Here is a 26,784-nt window from a genome sequence, read left to right as displayed (position 1 = left end):
TCATCTTCTCCTCCAAAGAGTTTTGTTACCATTCTCTAATTCAATTTGCAAATAGTCTGGACCCGCTACGTATCTTCCGAGCATCATTTCTTCTCCAGATTCGGGATCTTTTAAATAAATGAATTTATTTTTGGTGCTTATTAAGAAAATATTCAAAAGACTTGGATTGTTTCTATTATAGATGGAAACATTATCAGTAGTAGAGTAAGAAACAGTGTCATAATTTTTAAATTTCCCATCCTTAGTAATAGCGAAACAATTGACAGTAGTATTCCTAAATTCTCCCGAACTATAATATTCTACATTCTCCCAAACACCAATGACATTTGGATCCAATGATCCTGTTTGTGGAAGTATATTTCGTTCAGATATGAATTCCATATGTACTTTTGGGGGATTTGATCGAAGATCAGTATCCATCCACATGTAATTGGCGGGAAGGGAAATTTTCATGAAGGTTGTATTTCCTTGTCCCAGAACCACATTTACATTAGCCATAAAAAAGGCTGCAATTAAGGTAAGCAAGTGATTTTTCATTGTTTTAAAAGGTTAAGAGTTCAGGATATTTTTTGCATTGATTTCACCAATTGATTAAGATTTATAGCTTATTAGTAAAATATTATTTGACTTTATATCAGGAGAAATCAGTAATTGTTACCTGAGAAGTTCATGTTTTTTTAAAATTTTACTCTAAAATCTGGTCAATAAAAAAACCGCCAAAAAATCTGTGGCGGTTTTATTAAAATTTTAACTGAAAAATAAAATACCTGACATAATTAATTTGATAACCCAAAATGTCTGACAACCTCTTCATAATTATTATAATCGATATCAGGCAGTTGGACTCGGGCACCTGGTGTTGTTTCAATTGTGATAATCTTTATATTGTTAAAATTATCCCCAAGCCCTGACATTCTCCTAATGTTTATTTCCGCTCTATTTGAAAAAAACCTGTTATTCACGCGATACGCTGTGCCAGAGGGTCCCCAACCTGGAAGATGAGACCAAGTAGAACCTACCGAGGCATATACCAAAAAAGTTGTCCTATTGAAAACTGCTTGAGTCATAGTTATAGTTCTAATAACCTCTCTATTGGCGGATTCATTAGGGAATGGTACTAAAGGCCAGATGAAATTAAACCCTGTTAATGTGTATGCCATAACATTTGCATTTCCAGGAACTCCTTGAGGACCTTGAGGGCCTTGAGGACCTTGGGGGCCTTGTGGACCAGCGGGGCCAATAGGTCCTGCGGGTCCTCTGTCCCCTGGTTTTCCATCAACTCCATCAACTCCATCTTTGCCATCATTGCCTGGAATTCCTTGAGGTCCTTCTGGACCAATTGCTCCTTCAACTCCCGGATCACCTTTAGGACCAATTGGACCTTCGTCACCTTTTAACAACTCACATGAGGTAACCATCATTACAAATAAAACTGCCCAAAATTGAGGCAAAAATTTTCCTAAAATTGAATGTTTCTTTTTCATTGTTTTAAAATTTTTTGATTTAAGTAAGATTTTAGATTTGATCCTATATCCGGGTCATAAAAAAATTGTTACCTGTTTTTTAAGAGTTATCTGCTTACCGTGATTTTTTGGCTTTTTGAGAAGGAATTTGCAGTTTTCCTAATAATCATAAAAATGGGATTCACCGACCAATCTTAGACACTGATGTTGTAAGCCAAAATAATGGTTTGATTCGACTTGAGATTTTCTAACATTCCTTGAAGTTAAGAATGGCCCATTCGGGTGAAATATTGTCTAAGGCAATTTAAGTCTCACAAAAAGTTAAGATGATTTCTGTTTTTAGAATTTCTCAAAGGAGACAATCTGCTTCAGGAATGCCATCAGAAAAAAATATTTTTTCATGTCGTTTGGTTTTATTAACTCATTGATAAATGAATTCCTCAAAAATTAAAGTCAGAAAAATATTTCCTCCTAATGGATATCAAATATTTCTTTTTAAAGTGTATACCCAAAAAAAGATTAACGGTCCATAATCGTATTTAAATGCAGCTGACCTTACTGTTTCTGTGACTAATAACCATTCTAAAAAGGGACCAGTTGAGTTTTGCTTTTTTTATTTACCACACTGATTTTTAATACTTTAATTCAATTTGTTGATTTACCCTATTACCATTAAGGTAAAGTGAAAACCTAAAAAAAAATGATTAATTCCTCTCCAAAATATCTCTTACACCATCTGCTCCAACTATATGCAAATACCTATTATTGAAAGAAAATTCAAAGACAAAGATTTCTATAGGAGGTTCACCATACATAGTGTATAACCGGTTTCCTCTTGTATGGATTTTTAAAACAGTTTCTATCTTAAGATCGGATGATGGGCCAATATGGGTTTGACCCACACTTGAATATGATACTGGTTCGTATAAGATAAGGGTACCATCAGAATCCAATGAGATTTTTTGAATATAGACGTAAGAAAACCCATTGGAATTGTAATATTTTTTTTTGGTCCAAAACCCTACCAACCTTGGGTCTACATAGTTTCTATCCTGTCGATTAAGATCTTCTATACTATTAACCAAGTTATTATCTAATTTTCCTGCGAAATAAAATGCTGCTGTTAGGTTTTCTTGATTGGAGGGTTCTTTATTAATCTTCAGTCCATTGATCTGAAGAATTCCCGCCACGATGCCTATCCAAGGCAACATGGCAAGGCTTAAAACTATTAATGGCTTTTTCATAATAATGTTATTTAAATTGTAAATCCGATGGAAAATATTTAATTAAAATAATTTATAGTCTCACCCACATTTCTTTGGCTCCATCTTCAGTGACCGTATGCAGGTAACTCCCGTTGATTTGATACTTTACAAAAAACATTGATTTTCCGGTTTCCGGATGAATTACATATATTTCATTGTCTTTAGTAAACATTTCAACCATGGCAATCACCTTAGTGTCGGAGTCCTCGCTTATGTAAAAACCAGGAATACTTGCACGAGAAGTAATTTCATAGACATATAATTTTCCCTCTTTGGAAAATCCGATCGTACCTGAAGTGACATGTGAATAATCTCCAGAATTATATCTTTGGCTTTGAGTCCAATTTCCTATTAATCTTGGATCTAAAGTGCCACTTTCCTGAAAACGAGAATCTTCCACCTGACATGGGTTAATCTCTATATACGTTCCGATCCTTGGAACTCCTGAAATTCTTAAATCCAATGAACTAAGTTGATTAGCAAAGGCTGAAACGAACCTTAAGTCATCAGAGGATCTGTTCCCATAAGCCAATAGGATGGCAGTTGTGAAAATTAATATTGTAATTTTCATAATTTTAAAAGTCTAATAAATGATTGTACTCAATTACTGGTTTGAAATAGAATCAAAATCCCTTGTCATTTTAACTACTGGACAGACATTCTCCTTCCATTCATTTGAATCTATATCAAACATATAATCAATTTGTTACCTATATTATGATAAGGATTTATAAAAAAATCATTGGATCTCCGCTTCTTTGCCATTAACCCAATATTCTACTTCAGACAAGACGGGAGACCGAAGACCGATGTACAGGAAAATGCATTCTCCAAACAAGAATTATATTGAATTGCCAATTAACTGGCATCATTGCATACATCCAAGGAAAATTTTATTCTGACTACATCCTCAAAAAGATTTATTCAAATTCAAAAAGTGCGTCTTCATTGACTGATATTTGGCTGCTAAAAAAATAAAAAAGGTGTAGAAACAATCTACACTAAATGGGGCAACCAAAAGTTTTAAGATCTTAATCCTTGAGGCCGTAGTAATTTGCCACCTCCTCGTAATCATTGAATTCAATATCCGGTAATTTGGCGCTAATACCAGGTGCGGTTTTAATGGCAATGACACGAATACTACTTATAACTTGCTCTAGTAAGCCATTCCTGAATTCAATAGCAATTCAAACACAAGTGGATTTAATACTAATATTTTATTGATAGGTATAATCTAAATAACCTTAAGGAAGTCATTTCTATTGGAGGCGGGAGGCAGAAAGTCAATAAATAATTCTATTTTATCCCATTCTAAATGGAATAGGTTTTTCAGAAAACTCCATCTAGTAAAAAAATATTAAGATGATAATGCCAATGCTTAGATTCCAGATTTGGGCAATCGGTATCTCTTTAATATCCAAATAGACCAAGTTAAACGCTCTCTTAAAAGCCGTTTTTTTGTCACGATACATTTTTTCAAGATGTAAAGGATTGTCTAGATTATTTATGATTTCTTTATTCATAGCCTAGGATTACTTTTTCAAAATTCAGCCCACAAATACCAGGGTTTCGGGATTCGTCCAATTTCTGATTTCCATTACCCAATCTTCCCCATAATGGAGTAAGCCGAGAGCTTCAATTTCTTTTTCTGGAATCCATTGTAGGTCATCCAAATCAAGGAGCATCTTTAAGACTCCTGGAAAAGTTGTGGATCTGATGATTTCAGTTGGTAATTCCTTACCCAAGTTCAATGCCGGCATGAGTTGCCTAAGGATTCCATTGTTATCTCCTAATTGTTGAAAACCGTGGGCTGACATTCTATATGCCTCAATTGCTTGGATAAAATCTTTGGCAAAACAATAGGATTTTGCAGCTTGAGAAAAATCATCAATAGCGTTGTCCCATACTTGCTGGGTTGAAAATAATATGCCCCTAAGCATTAAGGATTGAGCTAAAAACTTATGGTAATTATCTTTTTCTCCTATCAATAAATCCGATTGTTCGGCAGCATCAACTGCCTTAGTAGCGTAATATATTGCCTTTTTGAAATTCTTGTAAATAATCTGCTCATTGGCAATTACTGTATAGACTGCTATAAGTTGGCCAACCCAAAATGGGTTTCTTACTGAATTATCAATGGCTATATGAATACACCGGTTTCCATATTCTTTTGCGTCTTTTTCATTCCTCTTTGCTATCGATTGATTCAGTTGCTCAAAAGCTTCCCTAAATGACTTTCCAGAATTCTCAGAATTCTCAAAAGCACCAATACTTTGCAAGACTTTTATGCTATCCAATTCGTCCAAAAAAGCCCGGAAATAATAATCCCCATTTTGAAATTCATTTTTTGAATTTTCAGGGGCATTTAACCCTCCCTTATCGGAAATTGTTGAATTGGTGTGGGTATGCTCAAAGATTCCAATGTTTTTGGCTTGGATTTGTATCCAATGAAAATCCTGATTGGGTACAAATTTTCCGAATTTTTCAAAAAGTAATTCCAAGTTTTGATGTTTCGAATAACTGACAAGGGCTGCCATGATTTCTAAGATTTAAAGGATTATTTCCATTTCAAGCTTCTTTTATCAACTTCAAAGCTTATATATATATCCTCTATTTCAGAATTTGTTACCCATTTGATGTTGTCCGAAAATTCAGGTAAGACTTAAAGATTGTATTGGATCCTGCTTTACAAAACCTTTGTTTGGTTTCCGTAAAGGTTGTTATGAATAAAAAAATCACCCAGTTTGTGACCACCGGGTGAGGTTATAAAATTTTGGAAAATTTAATCGCTTAACAAGGCCTCCAACCTGTTTGGCTTCAGGTAGAAACTTGATAAACGGGAATTACAAATTCAAAGGATAGAAAGGTCTATATACAATCTTCACCTAGTGGAGCCCAAATCTAGGAAAGGATCTTGATTTTGAATTAGTTCATAACCGCTTTCATAGTTTCTGAGACATTAAAAATAAAAATGACTACGTCCTTACTTTTAAATTCTTTTGTGATACTGTCTAACCAGTTTGAAAATCTTAAAAAATAATAATAATTATTTTTATTCACTTCAAATATCGTCTGCATGTGGGAAGTTTGAAGAGCATCTAATATTTTAAGAAAATCTTTTTCATTTAATACAACCTCATGATAAGTATATTCCATTAACATATTTATGATTTTCAGCTCTTGATCAACATCCATCATAGTTGGCATGGACTCAATTAATTTTAATATTTCCTTCATATATATTTGGGAATTTTTTTCAAATAGAAAAGTCTTCGCTAATTTGAAGTTTTTTTATAGATTATTTCTAATGAGTATTCACCGTTTTTATATCCTGATGTATAAATATCTTAATAGTCTTAATAAGGTGAATTATCCATGGGTATATGAGCTCCGTTTGGATCTGAATTAAATGTGCCCCAGGTTCCGTTTGTTCTAAGATTTTGACCCGAAGAATTCTTGAGAGAAGTTGTAGGACCATTTGCAGCATTGGAATTAGGAAAATTTTGAACAGCATTTGGATTTCTTCCATGTCCATGGATTCTATAACTACCATCATTAAAACTAAAACCTCCGCTAGGGAATGTTGAACTGGGGTGCCAATTATTTGGTAAATTGTTTTCTCTTGCCCATTGTTGCACATCATGAAAATTTACACGACCATTATATAAAAGATCAGAAGGGCTTGTAGGTTTTGAAGTAAAGCGTCCAGTTTTAGGATCTCTCCAACGCTTTGCATTTTTGTCATAGGTTTTCGCTAGCCCAAATAAATCCAGAAATATATTTGTGTCAGGCACAAAACTATATAAATTTAAACCCCCTGTCATTCCTAAAGGATCATGGCTCAGATATCTCCCCTCTTCTACTCCATAATACCTGAATCTATTATAATACAGCCCCGTCTCTACATCTTCATACTGCCCTTGATACCGGAATGGGCAAGAACCCAAATCTCCTTTTTCTGTCCTGATTTTACCAAAACTGTCCAGTTCCCCTTCCCAAAAAAGACCCCCATCTTCTTGGTACATCTGATGTGGAGTCCCAAGATGGTCTGTCAGGATACTGTAGTTTTTTTCACCTTTGATCTTTCCTGTAGGCGCAAAACTGTCTGTGTCAAAAAGCCAAGTAATCATCCCATTCTCCCCTAACCTGACCTCACTGAGTTTCTGACCAGTAAGGGCGTGCTCCTTCCACTCATGCAGTGGAACATTACCATCCCAAACAAATTTAGTAATTGTATTTTTAAATTGCTTGCTTAATCTTCTTCCCAATGCATCGTAACAAAAAGAAACAGCCTCTTTATCAGGACGGATTACCTGAACCAACATTCCGGCATCATTCCACACATATTGCCATCGCTCTCCACTGATATGTTTTTTCTCTATCAGATTCCCTTCGCCATCATAAGCATATTCCCAACCATTGGCTTTTTTAAGCTGACCACCCCTGCCATAGTTTCTGTCCTTGCGATCAACTGTCGTGAACAGATTTCCGACTGCATCTGGATTCCTCAACTGTACTTCACCATCGGGATAAGTTGTTTTGGCAAGATTACTCCAGCCATCATGTTCAAAATAAGTAATGCCTTTATCATCTTTGATTTGTTTCAAACGGTCGTTTACCTCCCATAGATAATCCCTTTTCTTATTATGATGGATTACTTCTCCTTGTTGGATACCAATTTTCTGTTGTAATGGCCTTCCAATCAGATCCCGTTGCCATTGGCTGATAATACCTCCGGGAAGTCTTCTTTCCACTTCCATTCCCATATTATCATGTTTTAGCTGTGCTTTCCATCCCTTGGATTCCATTTGCAACAGGTCTCCGTGGGCATTGTATTGATGGGAGATAGCCGCTCCCAGACTGCTTTGGATAGTAAGCCTGTTTCCCAAAGCATCATATTCGGATACTACCCATTCTCCATTTACTGATTCCTTGATGATATTGCCCATAATATCTCTTTCAAAAGCTACTTGGGCAGCATCGTTAATAGCACGCGAAAGACTTCCATCGGTATGATAGTTATATTTTTCCTTCGTACCATCACTGTAGATGACTTCAGTAATCCTTCCGCATGGATCATGGGTAAATAGGGTGAATTTATTATTTGGACGCTTGATGCGGGTTACCCATCCCGCCGCATTCCTCTCAAATGTCCTTGTGATTCCATCAAATCCTACTTCTTCTGCAACATTGCCAACAGGATCGAGTGTAAACCTATATGGATGCCCGTGTTCGTTGACCAGTTTTTGTAGGCGCTCTTCGGTATCATAATTGAAATAGAGTGTAGCACCCGACTCAGTTCTGCTTGTCAATTTCCACAGACCTTTGTAGGTATAGCTGACTTCCTTTTGTTTGTCTTTATAGCGGATCACATTATCTAGCCCATCATATTCCAAATGAATTATGTTGCCATCATAATCATATATTTTGGTTGCCCTTCCTTTTAGGTCAAACATTATGTTTTGCTTGGCTCCTTTGGGATTGGTCACACCTACACAATTGCCCAATCTGTCAAATTGAAAAAAGGTATTGGCTCCGTTTCCATCCAAAATGCCAGTCAGGTTTTGATGGTTATCATATTGAAATTCTGTCTCCGCACCCGATGCAGCAATAGACTGCACCATTAGCCCATCATCATATTTATACCTAGATACTGCTTTGAGAGGGTTGGTCAGTTTGGTTACCCTTCCCTGGTCGTCGTATTGCCAGTTCCAGATTCCTCCTGATTTGTCCATGGCCTCAGTAGGTAACTGTTTAAAATCAGGATGGAAATACTCCGCATGGGTAAAACCTCCACATGGATCTGTGGTATTGCATAAATTGCCCCACTTGTCATAGGCTGTGGCACGCTGATTGCCCAAGGGATCCGTTTCCCATTCCAGTTCATGGTATTTATTGTATCTGAATAGCCAATCATTTCCATTGGCATCAGTTTTTTTATAGGGAAGTCCATCTTTGTGATAGTATTTGGTGAGATGTCCCAGGCTATCCTCCACTAGGGTCAGCCCTTCGTAGTATTTGAGCTTATGGTGATAAAGATCATCCTCTCCCCATGTTTCAATACAACGGCTCCCTGTGATGGGTTTTTCATATACAAAATGCCATTCCTGACCGTCTCTCCATGTTTCTTTTACCATCATGTGGTTGCGGTATTCGAACAACATCTTTTGCCCAAGTGCATCTGTCTGGACTATCATATCCCCTTCATCACTGTAGGTATATTGGGCGATGGAGAACAATTCCCCTTCTATCTCGGGATGGGGGGCAAGGATCTTTGTAATCCTTCCTTGCATGTCGTTTGAAACCAGAAGTTCCCGACCTGCGCTGTCTATAATGCGGATCAGATTCCCAAGTCTGTTGTATAAAAATCTAATGGCATAACCTGCCCGATCCGAGATGCTCTGAAGCAGGTGTTCTTCTTCGTTTTTGGTTTTTCCAAAAGCCTTTTCGGTAAATCGGTAATATAATCCCTCACTGTCTACTATATAATAAGTGCTATTTTCATCTGCATGCAAAAAGAGTTTTTCTTCTCTGTTGAATGAAAAATCACCAGGACCGGGAATATCAAACAGAGCCAATCTACCATCATTCAATCTCAAAATGGCCATGTTCCCTCCATCTATCCTAAAACCCATATCATATTCATGATGCCATCCCCGTCCAAGAGGTCCATCATATTCACTGTCACTAAACCAGGTTCTTTCCCAAGATATAGGTACTACCCCAGGAAGTGAAAAGTCCTCTTCATCTGTAAAGAACATGCCGCTGACCACATCTACAGGGTGACCGGTAACATGGCAAATGGCTTTATGGATCGCATCGTTTGATCGCTTACCTTTTACCATTTTATTGGTGGCACCATGAAGGACTTTGGCAAATCCTGCATTAAAAAGTTTGGTAACTACAGCAACAGGATTTACCGGAGTCGGCACAGGGTTGACAATGACATTGTGAGATGGGATAGCCATAACAAAACCCGTAGGCATAAAAAAACTTCCAGGTTGAGGGGAATATTGTTTCCGCTTCAGTTGCATCAAGCCAATATCCCAACAGTCGTTGTTGAGGTGCATCATTCCTGTAAAAGGATTGCTATCCGCATTCAAAAAAAGACTTCCAAACTGGGCATGTCCTGAATTTCTTTTCACAGGTAGGGGAGCAAAACTTGCCCCCATAGGAAAATGCGGTATGGTTTTATTTTTGACCCCACTGGTGGTCCTTGGGGTAAATCCACCCAATTTGACCGATGCATCCAATCCCGTCATGCCCAAAGCCATGGTACCCACGTTAAATGCCAGACTGGCTGCTGCATCTGAATCCTCATTTCCTGTTGGAACTGGGGCTGCCATAGCTGCCACTGTCATGACCGCACAGCTCAACCAATCTTTGGGATCCATTATCATAGCCAGATAAGGATGTGGCATGGGAACAGGTGTTGGTGAGGGTGGTATCATGACAAGGTGCACATCTATTCCTGTCACAGGATCCATATGACAACTTGCAGGAAGACAAGCTATGCCTTGTATGAAACTCAATTGCTGCAGGACTGGGAGTAAGGCTTTTTCACTGAGGTTGTTTGCGAATCCCATCACATCTCCATAAGCCCCCAAGGCAGTGTTTGCCGAATCGATGACCTGACCAACAGTTGACTTCTTTTCACTTCTTTTGGAATTTCCCTCCCTTTGCTCTTTGGCTCTTTGGGCAGCGATTGCTATTTTTTGATTTCTATTTATTACCTCAGGCATAACAAAAAATTTAGTGTTTTGAGAATTAGGTTAAGGCTGCCTCGGTCTCAGGAGCATATTCTGTATTTTTCCAGTTTCTGATTTCTTTCATCCAATTTTTTCCAAAATATAGAAGTCCGATTTCTTCCACTTCATGATCGCTCACACATTTTTGATCATTTGAATCCAAAAGAATTTCCAATACTCCGGCAAAAGTTGAAGCTTGTATTGTTTCTGCAGAAAGATGTTTGGCTATTGCCAACGTGGGCGCCAGTTGTCTGCAAGCTGAAGAGCGGTCTCCGTTCTTTAGATAACAATAAGCAGTCATCCTATTTGCTTCAATACTTAGTATATGGTCTTGAGTATAATTGTAATAGTTTGCTGATTTCGCAAAATCATCAATGGCTTTGTCCCAAATCTTCTGCGTAGTAAACAAAGCTCCGCGGAGCATCAAAGATTGCCCTAAAAATTTCTTTTCGATATATTCATCCCCGATCAAATCTCCCGAGGCATGTGCTGCCTCCACTGCTTCCGAGGCATAAGCTATTGCTTTTTGAAAGTTCTTATATCCAATCTGATCATTGGCCAAGGCAGAGTAAACTGCAATTACCTGACCTATCCAATATGGGTTTTTCTCCAGGTTTTCGATAGCGATATCAAGACATTCATTCGCATTTTTTATGGCTTCTATTTCATTTCTTTTTGAAATAGCCTGCATGAGTTTGACAAAAGATTTTCTGTAATTAACGGCAGGATCATCTGGTTTTCCCATGGATGCCAACTGTTGCATTGCATTGTCCATATCCAATTCCGGGAAAATAGTGATGGTCTGTGAAGAATGTTTTTGGCAGAATGCTTCAAACAGGGGTTCCTCTTCCGTATCATCAATCAAAAGCTTTACAAAAGGATCAATCTCACATTTCAAAATAAAACCAAGCCAATTGATAAATCCACTCAGATTAATTAGTGTGACTTTAAATATGGCAACCAAATTTTTCCCCTTTCCCAATTTCAGAAACTTGGAAAGTCTGTTAAGATTTTCTATAAAAACATATGCAGGATTATTGGTTTCCCTCAATGAAAAGTCAACTGTCCATAAGATTGGAGGGGCTTCAAATCCAAGATTTTCTTTATTGGAATTGTTCCAGGTACTGATCAAATCATTAAGGTCTTTGAGCAATCCAATTGAAAAAGAATCTTCATCCCTAAAAATTCTGTCAAAAACAATTGGTACATCATGGTTTCCTGTATCTGTTCCTAAAAGGTAAGTATGGAATGTCTCTATCATACCTTTTTCATTTTCTTCTGCATGGATTCTGACAAGTGGTTTATCCACGTTTTCAGTAGCCTCTTCCCATTTTTCCAGAAGAAGGTCCATTCTTTGTTGAATCGGATTACTTACTTGAGTTCCCATAATGTTATGTTTCTAGTTTGTTAATTCAAGGCTACAATAGCACCTTGAACAGCCACTTTTCCTGTGGCACTCACTGTAGTTTTTGATCCACCACTAACATTGGTTTCCATGCTTCCGCTGATGTTGGCATTGTTTCCAGACATGCTTGCATCATTGGATCCACCGTCTGCTGAAAAAGAAGCCTGACCACTAAAAAAGGTGGCTTTTTTTCCTCCTGATGCATCCAAATTTTCAGTTGCTCCGAAATTCAGGTTTTTACCGTTAATGGATACTGAGCCATCTTTTTTCAATTCCACATTTGATTCTCCACAGGTAAAATTTATACTCTCTGAAGAGGTTATATTAATATTCCCCTTCCCATCTATCATCAACATATTTCCTTTTGCATCCTCTATCAATACACTTTGATCCTTATCGTTCAGAACTAGCTTATTGCCGCTATTACTTTGCAAGACTTTGACATCATTTCCTCCATTTGCAAAAGAACATTTTGCTTTGCCATTATAGACGCTGCCAATTACATAAGGCTTGGTTGGACTATCTCCTTCAAAACCTACAATCACTTCCTCCCCTTTCTCAGGCATCAAAAACATGCCTTTGCCACCACCGGCATGGGGTGTCGTCACCCGAAGCCAGGGACTCTTTTCATTCCCCTCCATCCAATGGAATTTTACCCTCACCCTGCCCAGGCCTTTTTCATCATTGTTGTCGGTCACCATGGCACTCTGTGCTTCACATATTGGTTCTTCAATTTTTTGCGTGGGAGGCATTTTCAGAGATGAGGGAATTGCAACGAATTCATTGCTGTAGTTTCCCTGTCCGTCGCACTGATGTATTATTGAAATCACAGTATATTCCCCAAAAGACTCATCCGAGAGATTGAATACATTTTTTCCACTGATATCGACAAGACCTCCAACTTCTAATCCCGGATGTCCACTCTGACCTTTCATTTGGACCATATGACTATTCTGCATAGCAGAACGCGTATGCACAAAATCATCCAACTGCTTTTTATTGGTTAAGTCATTGTTGTTCCAAAATTTTGCGTCCTGAGGATAAAATGACTCACTTTTTTGAAAGACAAACTTCCCCAAATCATTTAGTCCAGAGAAAGAAGGCATATTTTTAGGGTTGGATTTATAGACCTCGTTATTCAGATAATCATATGCCACCATCTTAAAAGCAGATGCTTTGACTTCCAAGGCCATTCTAAAATTGCTGAGGTTATTGCCAAACTGAAGCTTTACAGGTTTGCTCTTCTGAGAACCCAAAACCAGTTTTTCCCCATTGTAAAAAAGCCATTCTCCATGGATGCTACAGATTCTTTTCAAAAATTGCCAGGATGTTTCTTTGTACTGAACGGTATATGGCAATTTATCCTTAAAAACAGGTTCCAATTGCGCCGAAAGTATTTCTTTTGGAATAGCCTTGGTCAGGTCTGTTGCAATATCTTTGATGTTTTTTTCTTCCCAACTTTGACAGTGTGGCAAATGGTCAAGAAGAATGGTAGGGCTATAACCTGAAAGAATAAGCTCACCGGCATGACCACTGAATTTGGATGTCTCCACTTGGGTCACCAATCCCAGGAATTCCATTTGACCAGAAGTACCCAAGGATTCCATCAAAACAGATATCGGCGCACCTATTAGATTTTTCGATTGGTTAAATATCACTCCGGTTGTTCCATCTATGGCCTCAGTCGGGCATACCAAACAAAAAGAATGATGCTCACTGATTTTTTGCTCCAAAACAAATGAGGTAAACTGCTTGATAGGTTTGTTATCAATTTTGATTCCTGTGATGACTATCTGTGGCATGGCATTGTTTTTTAGGTCAGTCTGGCCAATTGTTATAAAAAGTGGAATCGTTTATTTTCAGCTCCCGGGCACTCAATTTCAGTTCAATCATCATGGGATTTTCTCCCAAATGGTCAAAAGTTTCTTTGTAAGCAATACAATGGGAATCATTAAATTCCAGGCTTTTGAGCCTGCTCATTTCATCTCTTCGAAAAAATGTGATAGTTCCTGATTTCACCAAAGTCGGACTGATCATCCAATCGTAAAAATTTGTTTTTCTATTGCTTTCCAGCTTAATTTCCAATACTCCACCCAATGGAATGGAAATGGGTTTCCCTGTGGGATCTATTTCTTTATGGAAAGCAAAGGAACAATACAAGATTCTGTACTCCTCTTCATCTAATTTAAGAACGGCTAAAAAAGACATGGCTATGGTGAATTAATTGATAAGATAACTTAAACATTAAGGAGAGAAGGTGATGGTCAGTCCATCACCTTCAAATGGACTGTTAAACCGGCCATTCGTTTTTATGCTCTCCATTTCCCAACTTAATGGTCTTGGCACTGATGGTAAAAGTCTCCCTTACAGGTCTGGCACTATCACTGTCGAAGCTTTCAGAATAAGAAACCATATAGGCTTCAGTAAATGATAGCTCTTTCATAGTAGCATCGGTATCCCGTTTGGTAAATACAATCGAACCATCCTTACGCTCAAAACTGTTGCACATCCACTCAAAAAACGGAGTTTCCCCTGTCGATTCAACAGTTAATGTAATCTTACCACCTCTTACATCTTCGGAAGGTCTGCCGGTTGCGTCAACATTTCTTTTCAACTCATAATGCGCATCCAATACAGGGAGATCTTTCCCTGCCACTTTCAATCTAGCTTTAAATGACATAGCTTTAAAATTTAGTTAAATAATAATTAGTTAAAATATTATGTTTGATCATCCGGGAATAACCCGAAATCCTAGCATAATCACTGTTGTTGGTATTCGGAGTCCCAATCATTGCCATCATCTCCCTTTTGACCGTCCAATTTGATCAGGAAGGATTTGGCTGGAAAATAGGGTTTCATGTGAATATCCAAGTATATCCTATCCTTCTGGACCGGATCCTGCTCAAACCTTTTGATGGAAAAATTCTCAATCAATTTGGTAGGCCCCGTGATGCTGTCCAAAAACTTCACGATCTGTCCCATCAATTCCTTGCGACTGCTTGCAGTAAAGTTTTCAAATGCCCTCCTGTTCAAAAAGTCCATCATTACTTTGGAAACATAATCGAAAACCCTGACAACCGAATAAGTCTGAAGTCCGAGGTTATCCCCGTTAAAAAGCGTTTTGGCTGAAAATGCCATCACTTTACCATATTCCTTAACCATAGGCACCAAGCCCAATTTTTCAATATTTGCGATTTCACTTTTCTTCAGGTCAAATTTGACCCCATCAACTTCATTCAATCCGCCGTATTTCTTTCCTGCGGTCACTTGGGACATCAAGGTGTTGTAAATTTTTCCTGCCAACGCAGTTGATGGAGGTACAAAAAGTTCATCCTCCTCCCCGATTTCACTGAACTTTTCCCGTCCAACCAGCCAATTGCAAGCCATGATAATGTTGGACCTGTAGATATCTCCTCCTGTAAGATTTGCTCCATCAAACATTTCCATGACATCATCTGGATTGTCCAAATTTTCAAAGTCAGTGACCAACAATACCTTGTTTTCGTAAGCAATTTTGGCCCATTTCTCAACTACCTTGTTTGATCCTAGATAGCCTGGCAAAATCAACAAGCTATAATTATTGGCAAGGTCAAGTCTGTCAAAGTTCTCCACCAATTCGTTTTGAATGGCATCAATAAACCTGGTGTTATCAAGATCTTTGAGTTGTTCAGCATCTACATTGATAATGGAAATATTCTTGAGTTTTTGGCTTTCCGTATTTTTATAAAAGAGCGCAACAGAACGGTAGGATCTTTCAATTTCCCTAGTCTGATCAATAGCACTTTTGAGGTTTTTATTTAAGAGTGCGTCAGCATTATTCGAGGTCTGCTCACAATATTGGACCAATTCAGAGATATCATTTGATTTTTCCAAAACCTGTGTCCACCATTTTAAGGCTTTACCCAATTGATCCCTGTCCCCCTTTCTGGAAGGTTCTGCCAAAAAAATTGATTTTCTGGCTTTCCTTTCAGGGTTCAAATTTTGAACTCCTTCAATCATGGTTTCAAGGATATCAAAACCACCGAATTTCTCAAGGCTTTCGGTGGCAGTTGACAACATCTCTCCGGGTTTAAAATTCATTGCTTCTAAGCCTTCTGATACTGTCCGGATATTTTGATTTAGTTCCATATCTCTATTTTGTTTAGATTATACTTTTTATCATTTATCACTTCGAGGTTTCCAATTCCTGGATAAGCGCATTCAAGGCCAAAATCAAACTTTCCTTGGTTGTGCTATCCGAAAGAGCCTGCTTCAATAGCTTATTGGTTTTAAGCTGTTTATTGATTTTTTGGAATTGTTCTCTTTTTAGCGTGAGGTCATTTAAAAGTGTGCTTTGAGGGGTAATACCCTTAATTCCAAAATCCCCCAGACCTCTGAACCTCATCATTTCCTTTTGGGACGTGCCTGCTTCTGTCTCGAATTCAACCTCAACTTCAGGTTTGAAATGTTCAAAAACTTCATCAATATTGGTTAATCCGCCTACAACTTCAGGTCTAACCGGAGCACGGTTTGTCAATTTTTCCGCAAGAAGTACCCTGTTTTGGGGAATGTCCGCAAAAGCTTCAAAAGCTTCATTTTCAAGAACAGTACCGCCAATGCTATATTTTTCAGTTGCCATGATTTTAAATTTTTTTGTTAAAAGGTTTATATGTCTATATCCGAACCAGTTAGAGGATGTTACCCTATATTTCTATTTTTTAAAAAAAATTTAAATAGGTTTCAATAAACCTATTTGATTGCCCATTGGAAGTCCCCTTCATCACCCAAATTCAAGTCAAGTGTATTTCCTGCTTTCAGCTCCCCTTTGATCAGCATTTTTGACAAAGGTCTCCGAACCTCAGATCTTACGATTCCCGCCAAAGGTCTTGCACCATAAACAGGGTTAAATCCAAGTTCTGCCAACCTACTAAAGGCTTCCTGAGAAATTTGAAGTGTAATTCCTTCTTTATTTAAAAAAGTGAAAATATCCTTTAATTGATTTTTTAGGATTTTTTGGACCATCTCCTTTTTCATGGGAGAAAATGGAACTATCTCTGTCAATCTGCCAAGAAATTCAGGTCTAAAATACCCGGACATTTTATCCAAAAGCTCGGCGGTGTTTGGAATATCACCATCATTAAATTTTTGGACCACAAACTGACTGCCGATATTGGATGTGAAAATGATCAGGGCATTCGAAAAATCCCCCTCCTTGCCCAACTTGTCATGTAACTTGCCTTCATCCAAAATCTGCAGGAAAATGTCAAAGACTGATGCATGGGCTTTTTCAATTTCATCAAACAATACCACCGAATAAGGCTTTTGTCGGATTTTGTTGACCAACAATCCACCTTCCTCATATCCGACATATCCGGGAGGGGCACCGTAAAGCAAAGCTGCTGAATGCTCTTCCTTGAACTCTGACATGTCGAATCGGATCATTGCTGACTCTTCCTGAAACAGAAATTCTGCCATTGATTTTGCAAGTTCTGTCTTTCCTGTACCGGTCGGCCCCAAAAAGAAAAAGGATCCTATGGGTTGACCTGGTTTTCCAAGACCTGCCCGTGACTCCAAAACCGCATCTGAAATTGAACTGATGGCATGGTCCTGTCCAATTACCCTTTCTTTAAGCTTTTCTTCCATATTTAGCAGTCTGTCTTTTTCATGACTCTGAAGCTTTCCCAATGGAATCCCGGTTTTTACAGACACCAAAGCTCTCAAATCTGCAATAGACAATGTACTGTTTGGAATGGATACAGCTTGTTTCAGTTCTTCTAAATTCTTTTGGATTTTTTGTTTCAAGGAATCCACTTCATTTGAAATTCCATTTTCCTGATTGGGTAAGGCTTTATTCCATAAAATTGGACTAACCTGTTGTTTCATTTGCTCTAAATACCATTTCCAATCTTCCAGTCCATATTTTAAACCTTCATCCTCTTCCTGACACCGATTAGAAAACTCTTCCAGAGCCATCTGAATTGATATTTCTCCTGTTTCATTGATCATTCTAAGAGAAGCAAGTGATCGATCCAAAAGATCAATCGCCACATCAGGAAGTTTTCTTTCCTTTGTATATCTTTTTGCCAGGTTTATTGATTCTGAAATACATTCGTCTGGAACAGTCAGACCATGATGCTTTTCATATCTTGGAATGATCGCTTTCACCATATGGAAGCAAGATTCTTTGGAAGGTTCTTCAACCTTAAGCATCTCAAATCTTCTGTTAAAGGCTTCATCGGCTTCTATAAATTTTCTAAACTCTTCCGGCGTCGTTGCGCCAATGACTGTGAGTTCGCCCCTGGCCAGTTCTGGTTTTAAAAAATTCGCACTTCCCGCCGCATTGCTCTGTCGATCAAGCAAAACATGGATTTCATCTATAAATAAAATTGTTTTTTCATATTGCTTGATTTCATTTAAAATTTGCTTTAGCCTTTCTTCGATTTCACCTTTGTAAGATGCACCGGCTACCAATGAACCCAAGTCCAATTCGAAAACTTTGGAATTTTTAAGCAATGCCGGGGTATTTCCAGTTTCTAAGGATAGCACAAACCCATCAATTAGGGCAGATTTCCCTACTCCTGGGTCCCCTACCAGCATTACATTGGGTTTAGATCTGCGACAAATTATCTCCGATATGGTCCTGACCTCATTTTCCCTTCCAACAATCGGTTCAAGCTTTCCTTGTTTTGCCATTGATGATTTGTCAATGCAATATTTTAACAATGCCTGATTGGATTTTACTTGATTTTGGCTGTTGGATGAATTTGTCTTGTGTGCTACAATGGACTTGATTTCAACTTTTTTCCCGTACGCATCCATTAATATTTCCCTTTGAAGGGGTAAAGTTTTTAACTGTTCAAATGAAAAAGCCACCCCAGGAGTTACCAATGCGATAAGCAAAAGCATCGGGCTGATTTCCTCAAGTCCAAATTTTAACCTTAAATCCTCCGCTTCTTGAAAAATATCAGAATTGGCATGTGAGGATTCTATCACGTTTGGAATTGGAAATACTTTTGGGCAGTTTTCAATCCTTACATCTGCCCAATCCTCCAGATAAAAAATATCCTGACCTATATCAGCCAATATGGTTCTCAAACCTGATTCTTTGTGTAAGGTAGCTTTCAGCAAGTGAGGGGCACCAAAGTATTTGTTCATACTTTCTTTTGCCAAGGCTTGTGCTATTCCAATTATGCCTTTGATGTCATCAGACAGTTTCCATTGAATTTCTATTGTTTCCATAATATTTGCCGACTATTCATCAATGTTTACATTATTTATTTAGAGTAATTTGAAGTATAATGACACAATTGTTTTCACCACTTCTATGTGTTTGTATTCTCAAATTTTCAATCTGTTGGCTTCGCCTGAGTTTGCTCAGTTCTTTATCCAATTGACCAACTCTTATAGATTCCCCTTTGTAGAACAATTTGAGGTTTTCGGGATCACAGAAAAATTTTGAAAGACTTTTTGTACTTTGGCCTGCTTCTGCCAAATCCATCAAAAATTTATTTATTACTTCATTCTCAGCTATTTTTGGCACTTCTATAGTTTCCGGGGTTTTTTCCACATCACTTGGTTTCTGATCAATTTTTGGCAATTGAGGCTCAATTTTTGGAAATGGTTTAGCTTGTCCATTATTTACAGGTTTTGCAGTAGTTTTTACTATTGGCTTCTCTGTAACCAAGATGATTTTCTCACCATAAACATTTCCATTAACAGTTAAAATAACTTTCTTGGAGCCCGCCTTTTTATAAGTATAATTGGCCTTTTGACTTGTAGCATCTACCTTATTGGATTCACCAAACCTCCATTCCCAAGTCGTGGCATTTTCGGTATTATCAAAAAATTCAGCAGATTTTCCAACTTCAATGGTTTCAGGTCCCGAAAAATTGACCTTTCGTTTTTCATCTACTAAAACAGGCGGATTCTCAATATTAACAGTTGAAAAAGCTATACAATTATCAGATAATTTAACCCTAACCTGATATCTTCCAGGTTTGGAAAATTCGTGTCCAACTGAAGATCCGAGTTTTTTAATGGGCGAATCATCGCCAAAATCCCACTCATATCCTGTTTTTTTTTCGTTTTCTTGGGTTTTAAACTGGATAATCTCACCGACATATAATTTGCCCTCTCTTATGGAAATGGTTGGTTCTTGACATGGCTCGAAATGCTTAATTCTAAAGGATAAAAAGACTAAAAAAACAATAGAAACAAGTCCTAGAAACATGAGTACTCTAGTATCAATAAAGTGAAAGATAGGTTTTGTTGATTTCATAGCAATAGTAGATTATTGCTTCTATATCAACTTTTTCAAAAAATGTTACCCTCTTTTTAATAAAAAATGCGGACATACCGCATAAAACAACTTTCAAAAATAATTAATCAAAATTTCTCCAACCACTCCTTCGCATTCTTACTACCTTCTTGATCTTCATCAATTACTTTTTGGAGCAATTCTTTAGCTTGGTTTTTATCACCACTTTCATTCCTTAGCAACAAAGCCAATGCTTTATAAAATTGTCCTGGATTGGAATAAAGTTGCTCCATCTGGCTTAATTTTTCAAACTGTGCCAGGGCATTGTCATATTCCTCCAAACCCAGGTAGCTCAATCCAAGATTTTTTATGACTTCCGAATTGGAAGGGTCAGATACTATCATGTTTTCAAAGACCTGAACAGCTTTAAAATACTCCTTTTGGTTGTAAAAGGAAATGCCCATTTGCAATGAATCCTTATTGCTGCCCATAGTCTGACCTATTCTTTCCAGGTCTGAATTAAAATATGAAAGGGCAATTTGTTGCATATCCATTTCACTGCCAAAATACTTGTTGTAAACAAAAAAGATCAAAATCAAAGAGGCTGCAATGCTGGAAACCAAACTTATAATTCTAATTAAAGCTTTTGGCTTTTCAGAAGTTGATATCATCGTATTTTCAGAATATTCCTTTGAAAGTGACTGAAGTGTCCCCCTTAATTCATTTTCTTTCGACTTATTCCTAATGCTATTTCCAAATTCCTGCTCAATCGATTTGTATATCAAAAAAGACTCTTCTAATTCCTTATCTGAACTTAGTTTTGCTTCAAATTCAATACGATCCTGATCACTGAGGTTATCATTCAGGTATTTTTCAAATATTTCTATCCAATTACTATCCATGAAATTACCATTTAAGAATTTGATAACCGGGCGATTGTTTTACCAATGAAACCAATTTTGCAACACACTCAGATTTTTTCTTCCTTGCGTAACCATAAGTAAATCCAAGACTCTTTGCAACTTCTTCCATTGAGATTCCTTGCCAACTCAAATCCAATAATTGTCTGCAAGCCTCTCCCAACAATGCAAACTTTTCGGTCAACAGACTTAACCTCTCTTCTTGCAAAATACTTTCCTCTGCTAATTGGTGACTTTCTTCCTTAAACTGATATCCATCATCTTCAAGATTTGTTACCTTAAATTTTTTGTTTTTGTCAAGTATATTAAGCCATTTTTTACGACATACTAACAAAAGAAATGCTTCAAATGGGCATGTCAACTGAAAATCATTCTTTTGAGCTTTATTATAAATGGTAATCAATGACTCTTGAAAGATATCAGAAGCATCATCTGAAGACCCATTGTTTTTAATTATCATCCATTTGATTTTGTTGAAAAAGTTTTGATAAATCTTTTCAATTACTTTTTTGTCATTTTCGAGAAGTCCTATAATATAAAACTGATCAGGATGTATCATTTACTATACATTGGTTTTAAATAACAAAAATGTTAATTGTTGTTTCTATAATTTTCAATCAAAATATTAAATTTCGTTTAAGATATGTTAATATATTTGAAATTATTTTTTGTTTTTATTTTTCAAAGCCGTATTAAATTAAAAACTTTAGAATATTTGCATAATTATCTCCCGAAAAATCCATGAAAAAACGTCAATTTCTCAAATCCACACTTTTAGGTCTAGGAAGTTTGCCATTAATTTCAAACACTCACTACAATAATTATTTAAAAGTGATTAGACCCTCCCCCTTCCAAAAAGGTGACCTCGTCGGTTTGATCAGCCCTTCTGCTGCCACTTCGGAGAGGATTCAGTTTGACTTTGCCAAAGAGTCATTGGAAGCGTTGGGATTACAGGTAAGGCTGGGAGAAAACCTGAAAAACCGCAGAGGACACTTGGCGGGAACTGATGAGGAGCGGGCCAATGATTTCAACGGGATGTTTGCCGATCCTGATATCAAAGCTGTCATCTGTATCAGGGGAGGTTCGGGTGCTGCCAGGATATTGGATAGAATTGACTACAAAGCCGTTCAAAAAAATCCCAAGCCCCTATTAGGCTATTCCGATATCACGGCATTGCATTGTGCCATTTACTCCCAGACCGGTTTGATCACCTTCCACGGACCAAACGGAACCGGCAGCTGGAACAGCTTTAATGTAGGACAGTTTGAACGGATGTTCTTTGATCAGGAATTGATGCATTTTGAAAATGAACAGGTCAAAGGCGATGATCTTATTGTCAAGCAAAACCGAATTCAGGTACTAAGGCCCGGTAGAGCAAAAGGCAGAATTCTGGGTGGAAACCTCACGGTATTAACTTCCATCTCGGGGACACCCTATTATCCTGATTTTAAAGATGCGATTCTATTCATTGAAGATATAAGCGAGGATCCTTATAAGATCGATAGGATGATGAGTACCCTAAAACTGAACGGGACTTTGGGTAAAATCAAAGGTTTCATCTTTGGTCAATGTACAGACTGCACACCGGGAGGCGGATATGGTTCTTTAACTTTGGATGATATTTTGGATGATTATATTTTGCCCTTAAATATCCCTGCCTACAAAGGGGCAATGATAGGGCATGTGGCCAAGCAATTTATTGTTCCGAATGGGTCAGAGGTAGAAATGGATGCAGCTTCAGGCACTTTCAAGCTGACCGAACATATCTTTAAATCTTAAATCTTTTTATGAAGCATCTCGCCATTATTTTAGTGCTGATTTCATCCATATATTTAAATTGTTTGGAAAAAGAAAATCCAGAAAACCTGATGGAAGCAAAAACATATACTTATTTGGCTCTTGGAGATTCCTATACCATTGGGGAAGGAGTGGATGAAAAAGGCCGATATCCCAACCAAACTGTGGAATTACTTAAAGCAAAGGGATGGGATTTCGAAAAACCAACCATCATTGCCAAAACAGGTTGGACAACAGATGAATTGAAAAAAGGTATAGAAAACGCTGAAATAGAGGGAAATACCTATGATTTGGTCACTTTGCTGATTGGTGTCAACAACCAATACCGTGGAAGGCCCCTTGAAAATTATGAATCGGAATTCAAAAAGCTTCTTCAGGATGCCATTAGGTATGCAAATGGAAATTCAAACCGCGTCGTGGTGATTTCAATTCCTGATTGGGGGGTAACTCCTTTTGCTGTAAACAGGGGGTCTGATCAGGCTAAAATAGCAAAGGAAATAGATGGATTTAATGCAGCAAAAAAATCCATAGCAAACCAACTGGGGGTGCATTACATAGATATTACCGAGGAATACCGGGAAATTGGAGCTTTACCCGAAATGGTGGTTTCGGACAACCTTCATCCAAGTGCATTGGTTTATGGCAAGTGGGCTCAAAAGTTGGAAAAGGTAATTCTTGAAAAGATGGTGCTCTGAAAAGAAATTTAATTAATATTTTTTAACAGAAACAGTTGTGTTTATTCTGTTTTTGGGCAAAAGATTTGTGATGGGATCTGAAAATTCAAAAAATCATGAAAAATACAGTTATCATTTACTTGGGTATATTATTGCTTGCAACAATGTCCTGTAAATCCAACCAAGATATGGTATCTCAAATGGTAGAAGAAAAAGTCCTTTGGATAAATAGTGCTAAATTACCTTGTTCGGGAGTAGGGCCCATGTCCTGCCTTCAAATACAGGAGGGATACGAAATTCAGGAAGGAAAATGGCAGAATTTCTATTCAAATATTGAGGGCTTCGATTATCAGCCCGGCAGCATTTATCAGATTAAAGTCAGCATTTTTAAGCTCCCCGATCCCATTCCTGCCGATGCTTCAAGTTTGGGCTATAAGCTGGTAGAAATAATTTCACAGGAACCTGACAGAACACTGAGATTGACGGATATTTGGAAGGTCATAGAAATGGGTGAAATCAAGAATCCTATGGCAAGAGAAAAGGCATTGACTATGGAGATAAATGTATCAGAGAGAAGAGTTTTTGGGTTTTCGGGATGTAATACCTTTAGAGGGGGAATAGCCAAGGTTACAGAAAAAGAACTGATTTTTGGAAATCTTGCCAGTACTATGATGGCCTGTGGAGAGCAAGAAAATAAGCTTGAACGGCTGATGAGTGATCAATTATCTGCCACTAGGAATTATACCATTGAAAACCGAAATCTTTTTTTAAGAGACGAGGATGGCAAATTGTTGATGATCTTACTCAAAGTGGATTAAACCTCAATAAAAAAGAGACTCCCCTCACTCAGGCAGTCTCTTTTTTTATTCAAAATCTATTGATCCTTTACTTTTGTCCTTTTGGCAGAACATTGGATATCAACGACACTTTCTCAATAGGTTCAGAAGCATTTGAGTAAACCCTTACCACTGAATTTTGCTTTCCCATTTTCCCGGCAGAATTAAAAACCACTTTCAATTCTCCCGTAGTTCCTGGTGCAATAGGCTCTTTGGGCCAATTTGGAGCAGTACAGCCACAGGTTACGGCCACATTCTGAATCAGCAATGGCGTGTCACCGGTGTTCTTAAAAACAAAGGTGTGTTCTACTTTATCCCCTTGGGTGATATCACCAAAGTCGATGGATTTTTCTTGAAATTCAATCACAGGACCAGCTTTTTCCTGTGCATAGGCGGCAAAGGTGAATAATGTCACCGCCATAAGTAAAATCATCTTTTTCATAGTTGATTGCATTTAGGTTAATTTTCTAAATCATTTGTATTAATGTAAAATTTGGAGTGAAAGTTCACCATAAACAGTTCTTTCTTAGCTCTTGTCATTGCAGTGTACATCCATCTCAAGTAATCTTGATTGATCATTTCGTCCGTAAGGTATCCCTGATCTACAAAAACCGCATCCCATTGACCACCTTGGGCTTTGTGACATGTCAATGCATACGAAAACTTAACTTGCAATGCCGAAAGATAAGAATCTTTTTTAATCAATTCCACTCTTTCAGATTTGTTGGCAATATCGGCATAATCTTCAGAAACCTGTTTATACAAAGACTGATACTGCTCAGCAGTCAAAGAAGGGTGATAACTGTGTAAAGTATCCAAAATAATTTTAGCTTCAAAATTTGGTTCATCCGGATAATCAATCAAGCGCAATTCCAAAGTTGCAAATCTTAACCCATACATGTCTTCAAAAGACCGGATTTTGATCACTTCTGCAAAATCCCCATTTGCCAAAAAGCTTACCCGATCGGATTCTGCCATATAGGTATAATTGTTTTTTACAATCATCAACATATCCCCGGCATTGATTTCATCTTCAAAAAAATGGATCGTCTGCCTGATATATTGATTGTACTGAACTGCCGCTTTATTGGATCTCGTAACGATAATGGTGCTTTCGACTCCATATTTATTATAAGCATATCTGAGTCCATCCTCAAGTTTTTCACCCGTCATTCTAAAAAAATCTCTGAATCCCTTTGTGACCATCTGCACCATTGGGTTTTCTAACCAGAGTTGTGACCTTATTTCAGTAGCATTGAACAGGATTCCTGATGTCAACTGTTGCCTCATTACTTCGGTGAGTTCTATACCATCAGTCTGCAATCGAAAATGCCTTATAAGATAATCTTTGTCTAAAGCAGGACTTAATGAACTTCCTACGGGTGGCAGCTGTGCAATATCTCCTACCATCATCAATTTATTACTGGACTCTTGAAAGACAAAATCAATCAGGTCCCTTAATAAACTTCTACCTGCACTTCCCTCATCTGCCAGCATGGAAGATTCATCGATGATAAACAGCGTGTCTTTGTAATAATTTTTCTGTAAGGTGAAACCCTGCCCCAAATCCCCCAATTCTCCTTTGGGTTTGTAAATGATCTTATGAATGGTAAATGCAGATTTGTTGCTGTAGTTTCCCATCACTTTAGCGGCCCTACCTGTTGGCGCAAGTAGCAAGGACTTCAAATTCAATTTAGGAAGTGATTTTACCAAGGCAGAAATCAAAGAAGTTTTTCCTGTTCCTGCATAACCTCTCAAAAGAAAAGCTGAGTGAATGCCTTTTTCCAAATTAAAAAACCGATCCATCATCGAAAAAAAATCAGACTGGCCTTTAGTCGGTTCAAATGGAAAATTTCTTTTTAAAAGGAGGGATGGCTTTATCCCGGCTTCATTATCTTTACCTGTCATCAGTGACGAAGCTAAGAGATATATGACAATTTTGGAAGAGGAAATTCATGCTAAATTCGGAGGCAGGCTAAGAACGCGTGTAAACGGAATTTTAATCCAAGATGATAAGATCTTGATGATTAAGCATAATATGGGAAATGGAAAATTTTTCTGGAATGTGCCGGGCGGTGGAATGAAATTCGGAAGTTCCAGCGTAGAGAACCTGGAAAGAGAGTTTTTGGAGGAGACTGGTATTGAAATAACAGTTGAAAATTTTCTATGTACCTTCGAATACCTCAAACCTCCTCTTCATGCTGTCGAACTTTATTTTGAAGTCCGACAATCAGGTGGTATATTGAAAATGGGAATTGATCCCGAACTCCCTGAAGACCGACAGTTGATCACCGAAATTGCCTTTCTTGACATCAATAATATACAATCCATAAAAAATGATGAAAAACACCGACTATTTTGGGGAATAAAATCCATGAATGATGTGAGATTATGGAAAGGATATTTTAATTTTGAAAATAATTACATAAAATAGCGTTCT

Annotated in this window: 23 protein-coding genes; 4 read left to right on the top strand and 19 right to left on the bottom strand. The window is 37.7% G+C overall.

Going from position 1 to position 26,784, the window contains the following annotated elements; genetic code table 11:
* The 17 genes from B9A52_RS13470 to B9A52_RS13385 form a co-directional block, all read right to left on the bottom strand.
* Complete coding sequence (locus B9A52_RS13470; RefSeq protein WP_084120959.1) at nucleotides 1-537, bottom strand: hypothetical protein; 537 nt, start codon at nucleotides 535-537, stop codon at nucleotides 1-3.
* Nucleotides 538-776: 239 nt separating this feature from the next.
* Complete coding sequence (locus B9A52_RS13465) at nucleotides 777-1,484, bottom strand: collagen-like protein (RefSeq protein ID WP_084120958.1); 708 nt, start codon at nucleotides 1,482-1,484, stop codon at nucleotides 777-779.
* A gap of 683 nt (nucleotides 1,485-2,167) precedes the next feature.
* Nucleotides 2,168-2,707 carry a hypothetical protein gene (locus tag B9A52_RS13460; protein ID WP_084120957.1) on the bottom strand — a complete coding sequence of 180 codons (540 nt, stop codon included), beginning with the start codon at nucleotides 2,705-2,707 and terminating at the stop codon, nucleotides 2,168-2,170.
* A 52-nt stretch (nucleotides 2,708-2,759) separates the two neighbouring features.
* On the bottom strand, nucleotides 2,760-3,299 hold the full coding sequence (locus B9A52_RS13455; RefSeq protein ID WP_084120956.1) for a hypothetical protein: 540 nt from the start codon (nucleotides 3,297-3,299) through the stop codon (nucleotides 2,760-2,762).
* Nucleotides 3,300-4,275: 976 nt separating this feature from the next.
* A complete protein-coding gene (locus B9A52_RS13445; protein ID WP_084120954.1) occupies nucleotides 4,276-5,265 on the bottom strand; it encodes a tetratricopeptide repeat protein in 990 nt (329 codons plus the stop codon).
* 388 nt (nucleotides 5,266-5,653) lie between these two features.
* Nucleotides 5,654-5,965 (bottom strand): hypothetical protein, encoded by a 312-nt coding sequence (locus tag B9A52_RS13440; RefSeq protein WP_084120953.1) that lies wholly within the window; start codon nucleotides 5,963-5,965, stop codon nucleotides 5,654-5,656.
* Nucleotides 5,966-6,084: 119 nt separating this feature from the next.
* The gene (locus B9A52_RS13435; RefSeq protein WP_084120952.1) at nucleotides 6,085-10,470 is read right to left on the bottom strand and encodes a DUF6531 domain-containing protein; all 4,386 of its coding nucleotides are present in this window, start codon (nucleotides 10,468-10,470) and stop codon (nucleotides 6,085-6,087) included.
* A 25-nt stretch (nucleotides 10,471-10,495) separates the two neighbouring features.
* Nucleotides 10,496-11,863: a tetratricopeptide repeat protein gene (locus B9A52_RS13430; RefSeq protein ID WP_084120951.1), complete on the bottom strand. Its 1,368-nt coding sequence runs from the start codon at nucleotides 11,861-11,863 to the stop codon at nucleotides 10,496-10,498.
* Between the two features lie 20 nt (nucleotides 11,864-11,883).
* Complete coding sequence (locus B9A52_RS13425) at nucleotides 11,884-13,683, bottom strand: type VI secretion system Vgr family protein (RefSeq protein ID WP_084120950.1); 1,800 nt, start codon at nucleotides 13,681-13,683, stop codon at nucleotides 11,884-11,886.
* Nucleotides 13,684-13,699: 16 nt separating this feature from the next.
* A complete protein-coding gene (gene tssD / locus B9A52_RS13420) occupies nucleotides 13,700-14,089 on the bottom strand; it encodes a type VI secretion system tube protein TssD (RefSeq protein ID WP_084120949.1) in 390 nt (129 codons plus the stop codon).
* 82 nt (nucleotides 14,090-14,171) lie between these two features.
* Nucleotides 14,172-14,561 (bottom strand): type VI secretion system tube protein TssD, encoded by a 390-nt coding sequence (gene tssD, locus B9A52_RS13415; protein WP_084120948.1) that lies wholly within the window; start codon nucleotides 14,559-14,561, stop codon nucleotides 14,172-14,174.
* A gap of 80 nt (nucleotides 14,562-14,641) precedes the next feature.
* Entirely contained in the window at nucleotides 14,642-16,009 is a 1,368-nt protein-coding gene (locus tag B9A52_RS13410; protein ID WP_172805210.1) for a DUF5458 family protein, read from the bottom strand.
* Between the two features lie 37 nt (nucleotides 16,010-16,046).
* Nucleotides 16,047-16,499, bottom strand: a complete 453-nt coding sequence (locus B9A52_RS13405; protein WP_084120947.1) for a type VI secretion system contractile sheath small subunit — start codon at nucleotides 16,497-16,499, stop codon at nucleotides 16,047-16,049.
* Between the two features lie 110 nt (nucleotides 16,500-16,609).
* Entirely contained in the window at nucleotides 16,610-19,099 is a 2,490-nt protein-coding gene (locus tag B9A52_RS13400) for an ATP-dependent Clp protease ATP-binding subunit (RefSeq protein WP_084120946.1), read from the bottom strand.
* A 31-nt stretch (nucleotides 19,100-19,130) separates the two neighbouring features.
* The gene (locus tag B9A52_RS13395; protein WP_084120945.1) at nucleotides 19,131-20,138 is read right to left on the bottom strand and encodes a PKD domain-containing protein; all 1,008 of its coding nucleotides are present in this window, start codon (nucleotides 20,136-20,138) and stop codon (nucleotides 19,131-19,133) included.
* 107 nt (nucleotides 20,139-20,245) lie between these two features.
* The gene (locus B9A52_RS13390; protein WP_084120944.1) at nucleotides 20,246-21,019 is read right to left on the bottom strand and encodes a tetratricopeptide repeat protein; all 774 of its coding nucleotides are present in this window, start codon (nucleotides 21,017-21,019) and stop codon (nucleotides 20,246-20,248) included.
* A 4-nt stretch (nucleotides 21,020-21,023) separates the two neighbouring features.
* Nucleotides 21,024-21,596: an RNA polymerase sigma factor gene (locus B9A52_RS13385; protein ID WP_084120943.1), complete on the bottom strand. Its 573-nt coding sequence runs from the start codon at nucleotides 21,594-21,596 to the stop codon at nucleotides 21,024-21,026.
* 182 nt (nucleotides 21,597-21,778) lie between these two features.
* On the opposite strand from B9A52_RS13385, the gene B9A52_RS13380 reads away from it, so the two are divergent.
* The 3 genes from B9A52_RS13380 (at nucleotide 21,779) to B9A52_RS13370 (ending at nucleotide 24,326) form a co-directional block, all read left to right on the top strand.
* Nucleotides 21,779-22,816, top strand: a complete 1,038-nt coding sequence (locus B9A52_RS13380) for a S66 peptidase family protein (protein WP_084120942.1) — start codon at nucleotides 21,779-21,781, stop codon at nucleotides 22,814-22,816.
* A gap of 8 nt (nucleotides 22,817-22,824) precedes the next feature.
* Nucleotides 22,825-23,529 (top strand): SGNH/GDSL hydrolase family protein, encoded by a 705-nt coding sequence (locus tag B9A52_RS13375; protein WP_084120941.1) that lies wholly within the window; start codon nucleotides 22,825-22,827, stop codon nucleotides 23,527-23,529.
* 95 nt (nucleotides 23,530-23,624) lie between these two features.
* Nucleotides 23,625-24,326 (top strand): DUF4377 domain-containing protein, encoded by a 702-nt coding sequence (locus B9A52_RS13370; protein WP_084120940.1) that lies wholly within the window; start codon nucleotides 23,625-23,627, stop codon nucleotides 24,324-24,326.
* 67 nt (nucleotides 24,327-24,393) lie between these two features.
* Here the strand turns inward: B9A52_RS13370 and B9A52_RS13365 are convergent, their stop codons facing one another.
* Both B9A52_RS13365 and B9A52_RS13360 read right to left on the bottom strand, forming a co-directional pair.
* Complete coding sequence (locus B9A52_RS13365; RefSeq protein ID WP_084120939.1) at nucleotides 24,394-24,786, bottom strand: DUF1573 domain-containing protein; 393 nt, start codon at nucleotides 24,784-24,786, stop codon at nucleotides 24,394-24,396.
* A gap of 17 nt (nucleotides 24,787-24,803) precedes the next feature.
* Nucleotides 24,804-26,150: an ATP-dependent DNA helicase gene (locus B9A52_RS13360; RefSeq protein ID WP_394334897.1), complete on the bottom strand. Its 1,347-nt coding sequence runs from the start codon at nucleotides 26,148-26,150 to the stop codon at nucleotides 24,804-24,806.
* Between B9A52_RS13360 and B9A52_RS13355 the strand changes: the two genes are divergently transcribed.
* On the top strand, nucleotides 26,119-26,778 hold the full coding sequence (locus B9A52_RS13355) for an NUDIX hydrolase (RefSeq protein ID WP_317045519.1): 660 nt from the start codon (nucleotides 26,119-26,121) through the stop codon (nucleotides 26,776-26,778). The genes B9A52_RS13360 and B9A52_RS13355 overlap by 32 nt on opposite strands.
* Nucleotides 26,779-26,784: the final 6 nt, after the last annotated feature.

Source organism: Aquiflexum balticum DSM 16537 (assembly GCF_900176595.1).
Taxonomy (GTDB): domain Bacteria; phylum Bacteroidota; class Bacteroidia; order Cytophagales; family Cyclobacteriaceae; genus Aquiflexum; species Aquiflexum balticum.
The sequence above is the reverse complement of the archived record's forward strand: the minus strand, read 5'-3'. Positions and strand labels throughout refer to the sequence as shown.

Coding starts and splice junctions, on each gene's coding strand:
- B9A52_RS13400 (WP_084120946.1), bottom strand. CDS start 19,099: ATGGAAACAATAGAAATTCAATGGAAACTGTCTGATGACATCAAAGGC.
- B9A52_RS13380 (WP_084120942.1), top strand. CDS start 21,779: ATGAAAAAACGTCAATTTCTCAAATCCACACTTTTAGGTCTAGGAAGT.
- B9A52_RS13455 (WP_084120956.1), bottom strand. CDS start 3,299: ATGAAAATTACAATATTAATTTTCACAACTGCCATCCTATTGGCTTAT.
- B9A52_RS13360 (WP_394334897.1), bottom strand. CDS start 26,150: ATGGATCGGTTTTTTAATTTGGAAAAAGGCATTCACTCAGCTTTTCTT.
- B9A52_RS13435 (WP_084120952.1), bottom strand. CDS start 10,470: ATGCCTGAGGTAATAAATAGAAATCAAAAAATAGCAATCGCTGCCCAA.
- B9A52_RS13390 (WP_084120944.1), bottom strand. CDS start 21,019: ATGGATAGTAATTGGATAGAAATATTTGAAAAATACCTGAATGATAAC.
- B9A52_RS13355 (WP_317045519.1), top strand. CDS start 26,119: ATGCCTTTTTCCAAATTAAAAAACCGATCCATCATCGAAAAAAAATCA.
- B9A52_RS13440 (WP_084120953.1), bottom strand. CDS start 5,965: ATGAAGGAAATATTAAAATTAATTGAGTCCATGCCAACTATGATGGAT.
- tssD (WP_084120949.1), bottom strand. CDS start 14,089: ATGTCTTTTTTAGCCGTTCTTAAATTAGATGAAGAGGAGTACAGAATC.
- tssD (WP_084120948.1), bottom strand. CDS start 14,561: ATGTCATTTAAAGCTAGATTGAAAGTGGCAGGGAAAGATCTCCCTGTA.
- B9A52_RS13365 (WP_084120939.1), bottom strand. CDS start 24,786: ATGAAAAAGATGATTTTACTTATGGCGGTGACATTATTCACCTTTGCC.
- B9A52_RS13465 (WP_084120958.1), bottom strand. CDS start 1,484: ATGAAAAAGAAACATTCAATTTTAGGAAAATTTTTGCCTCAATTTTGG.
- B9A52_RS13395 (WP_084120945.1), bottom strand. CDS start 20,138: ATGAAATCAACAAAACCTATCTTTCACTTTATTGATACTAGAGTACTC.
- B9A52_RS13460 (WP_084120957.1), bottom strand. CDS start 2,707: ATGAAAAAGCCATTAATAGTTTTAAGCCTTGCCATGTTGCCTTGGATA.
- B9A52_RS13445 (WP_084120954.1), bottom strand. CDS start 5,265: ATGGCAGCCCTTGTCAGTTATTCGAAACATCAAAACTTGGAATTACTT.
- B9A52_RS13385 (WP_084120943.1), bottom strand. CDS start 21,596: ATGATACATCCTGATCAGTTTTATATTATAGGACTTCTCGAAAATGAC.
- B9A52_RS13470 (WP_084120959.1), bottom strand. CDS start 537: ATGAAAAATCACTTGCTTACCTTAATTGCAGCCTTTTTTATGGCTAAT.
- B9A52_RS13405 (WP_084120947.1), bottom strand. CDS start 16,499: ATGGCAACTGAAAAATATAGCATTGGCGGTACTGTTCTTGAAAATGAA.
- B9A52_RS13425 (WP_084120950.1), bottom strand. CDS start 13,683: ATGCCACAGATAGTCATCACAGGAATCAAAATTGATAACAAACCTATC.
- B9A52_RS13370 (WP_084120940.1), top strand. CDS start 23,625: ATGAAAAATACAGTTATCATTTACTTGGGTATATTATTGCTTGCAACA.
- B9A52_RS13430 (WP_084120951.1), bottom strand. CDS start 11,863: ATGGGAACTCAAGTAAGTAATCCGATTCAACAAAGAATGGACCTTCTT.
- B9A52_RS13375 (WP_084120941.1), top strand. CDS start 22,825: ATGAAGCATCTCGCCATTATTTTAGTGCTGATTTCATCCATATATTTA.
- B9A52_RS13410 (WP_172805210.1), bottom strand. CDS start 16,009: ATGGAACTAAATCAAAATATCCGGACAGTATCAGAAGGCTTAGAAGCA.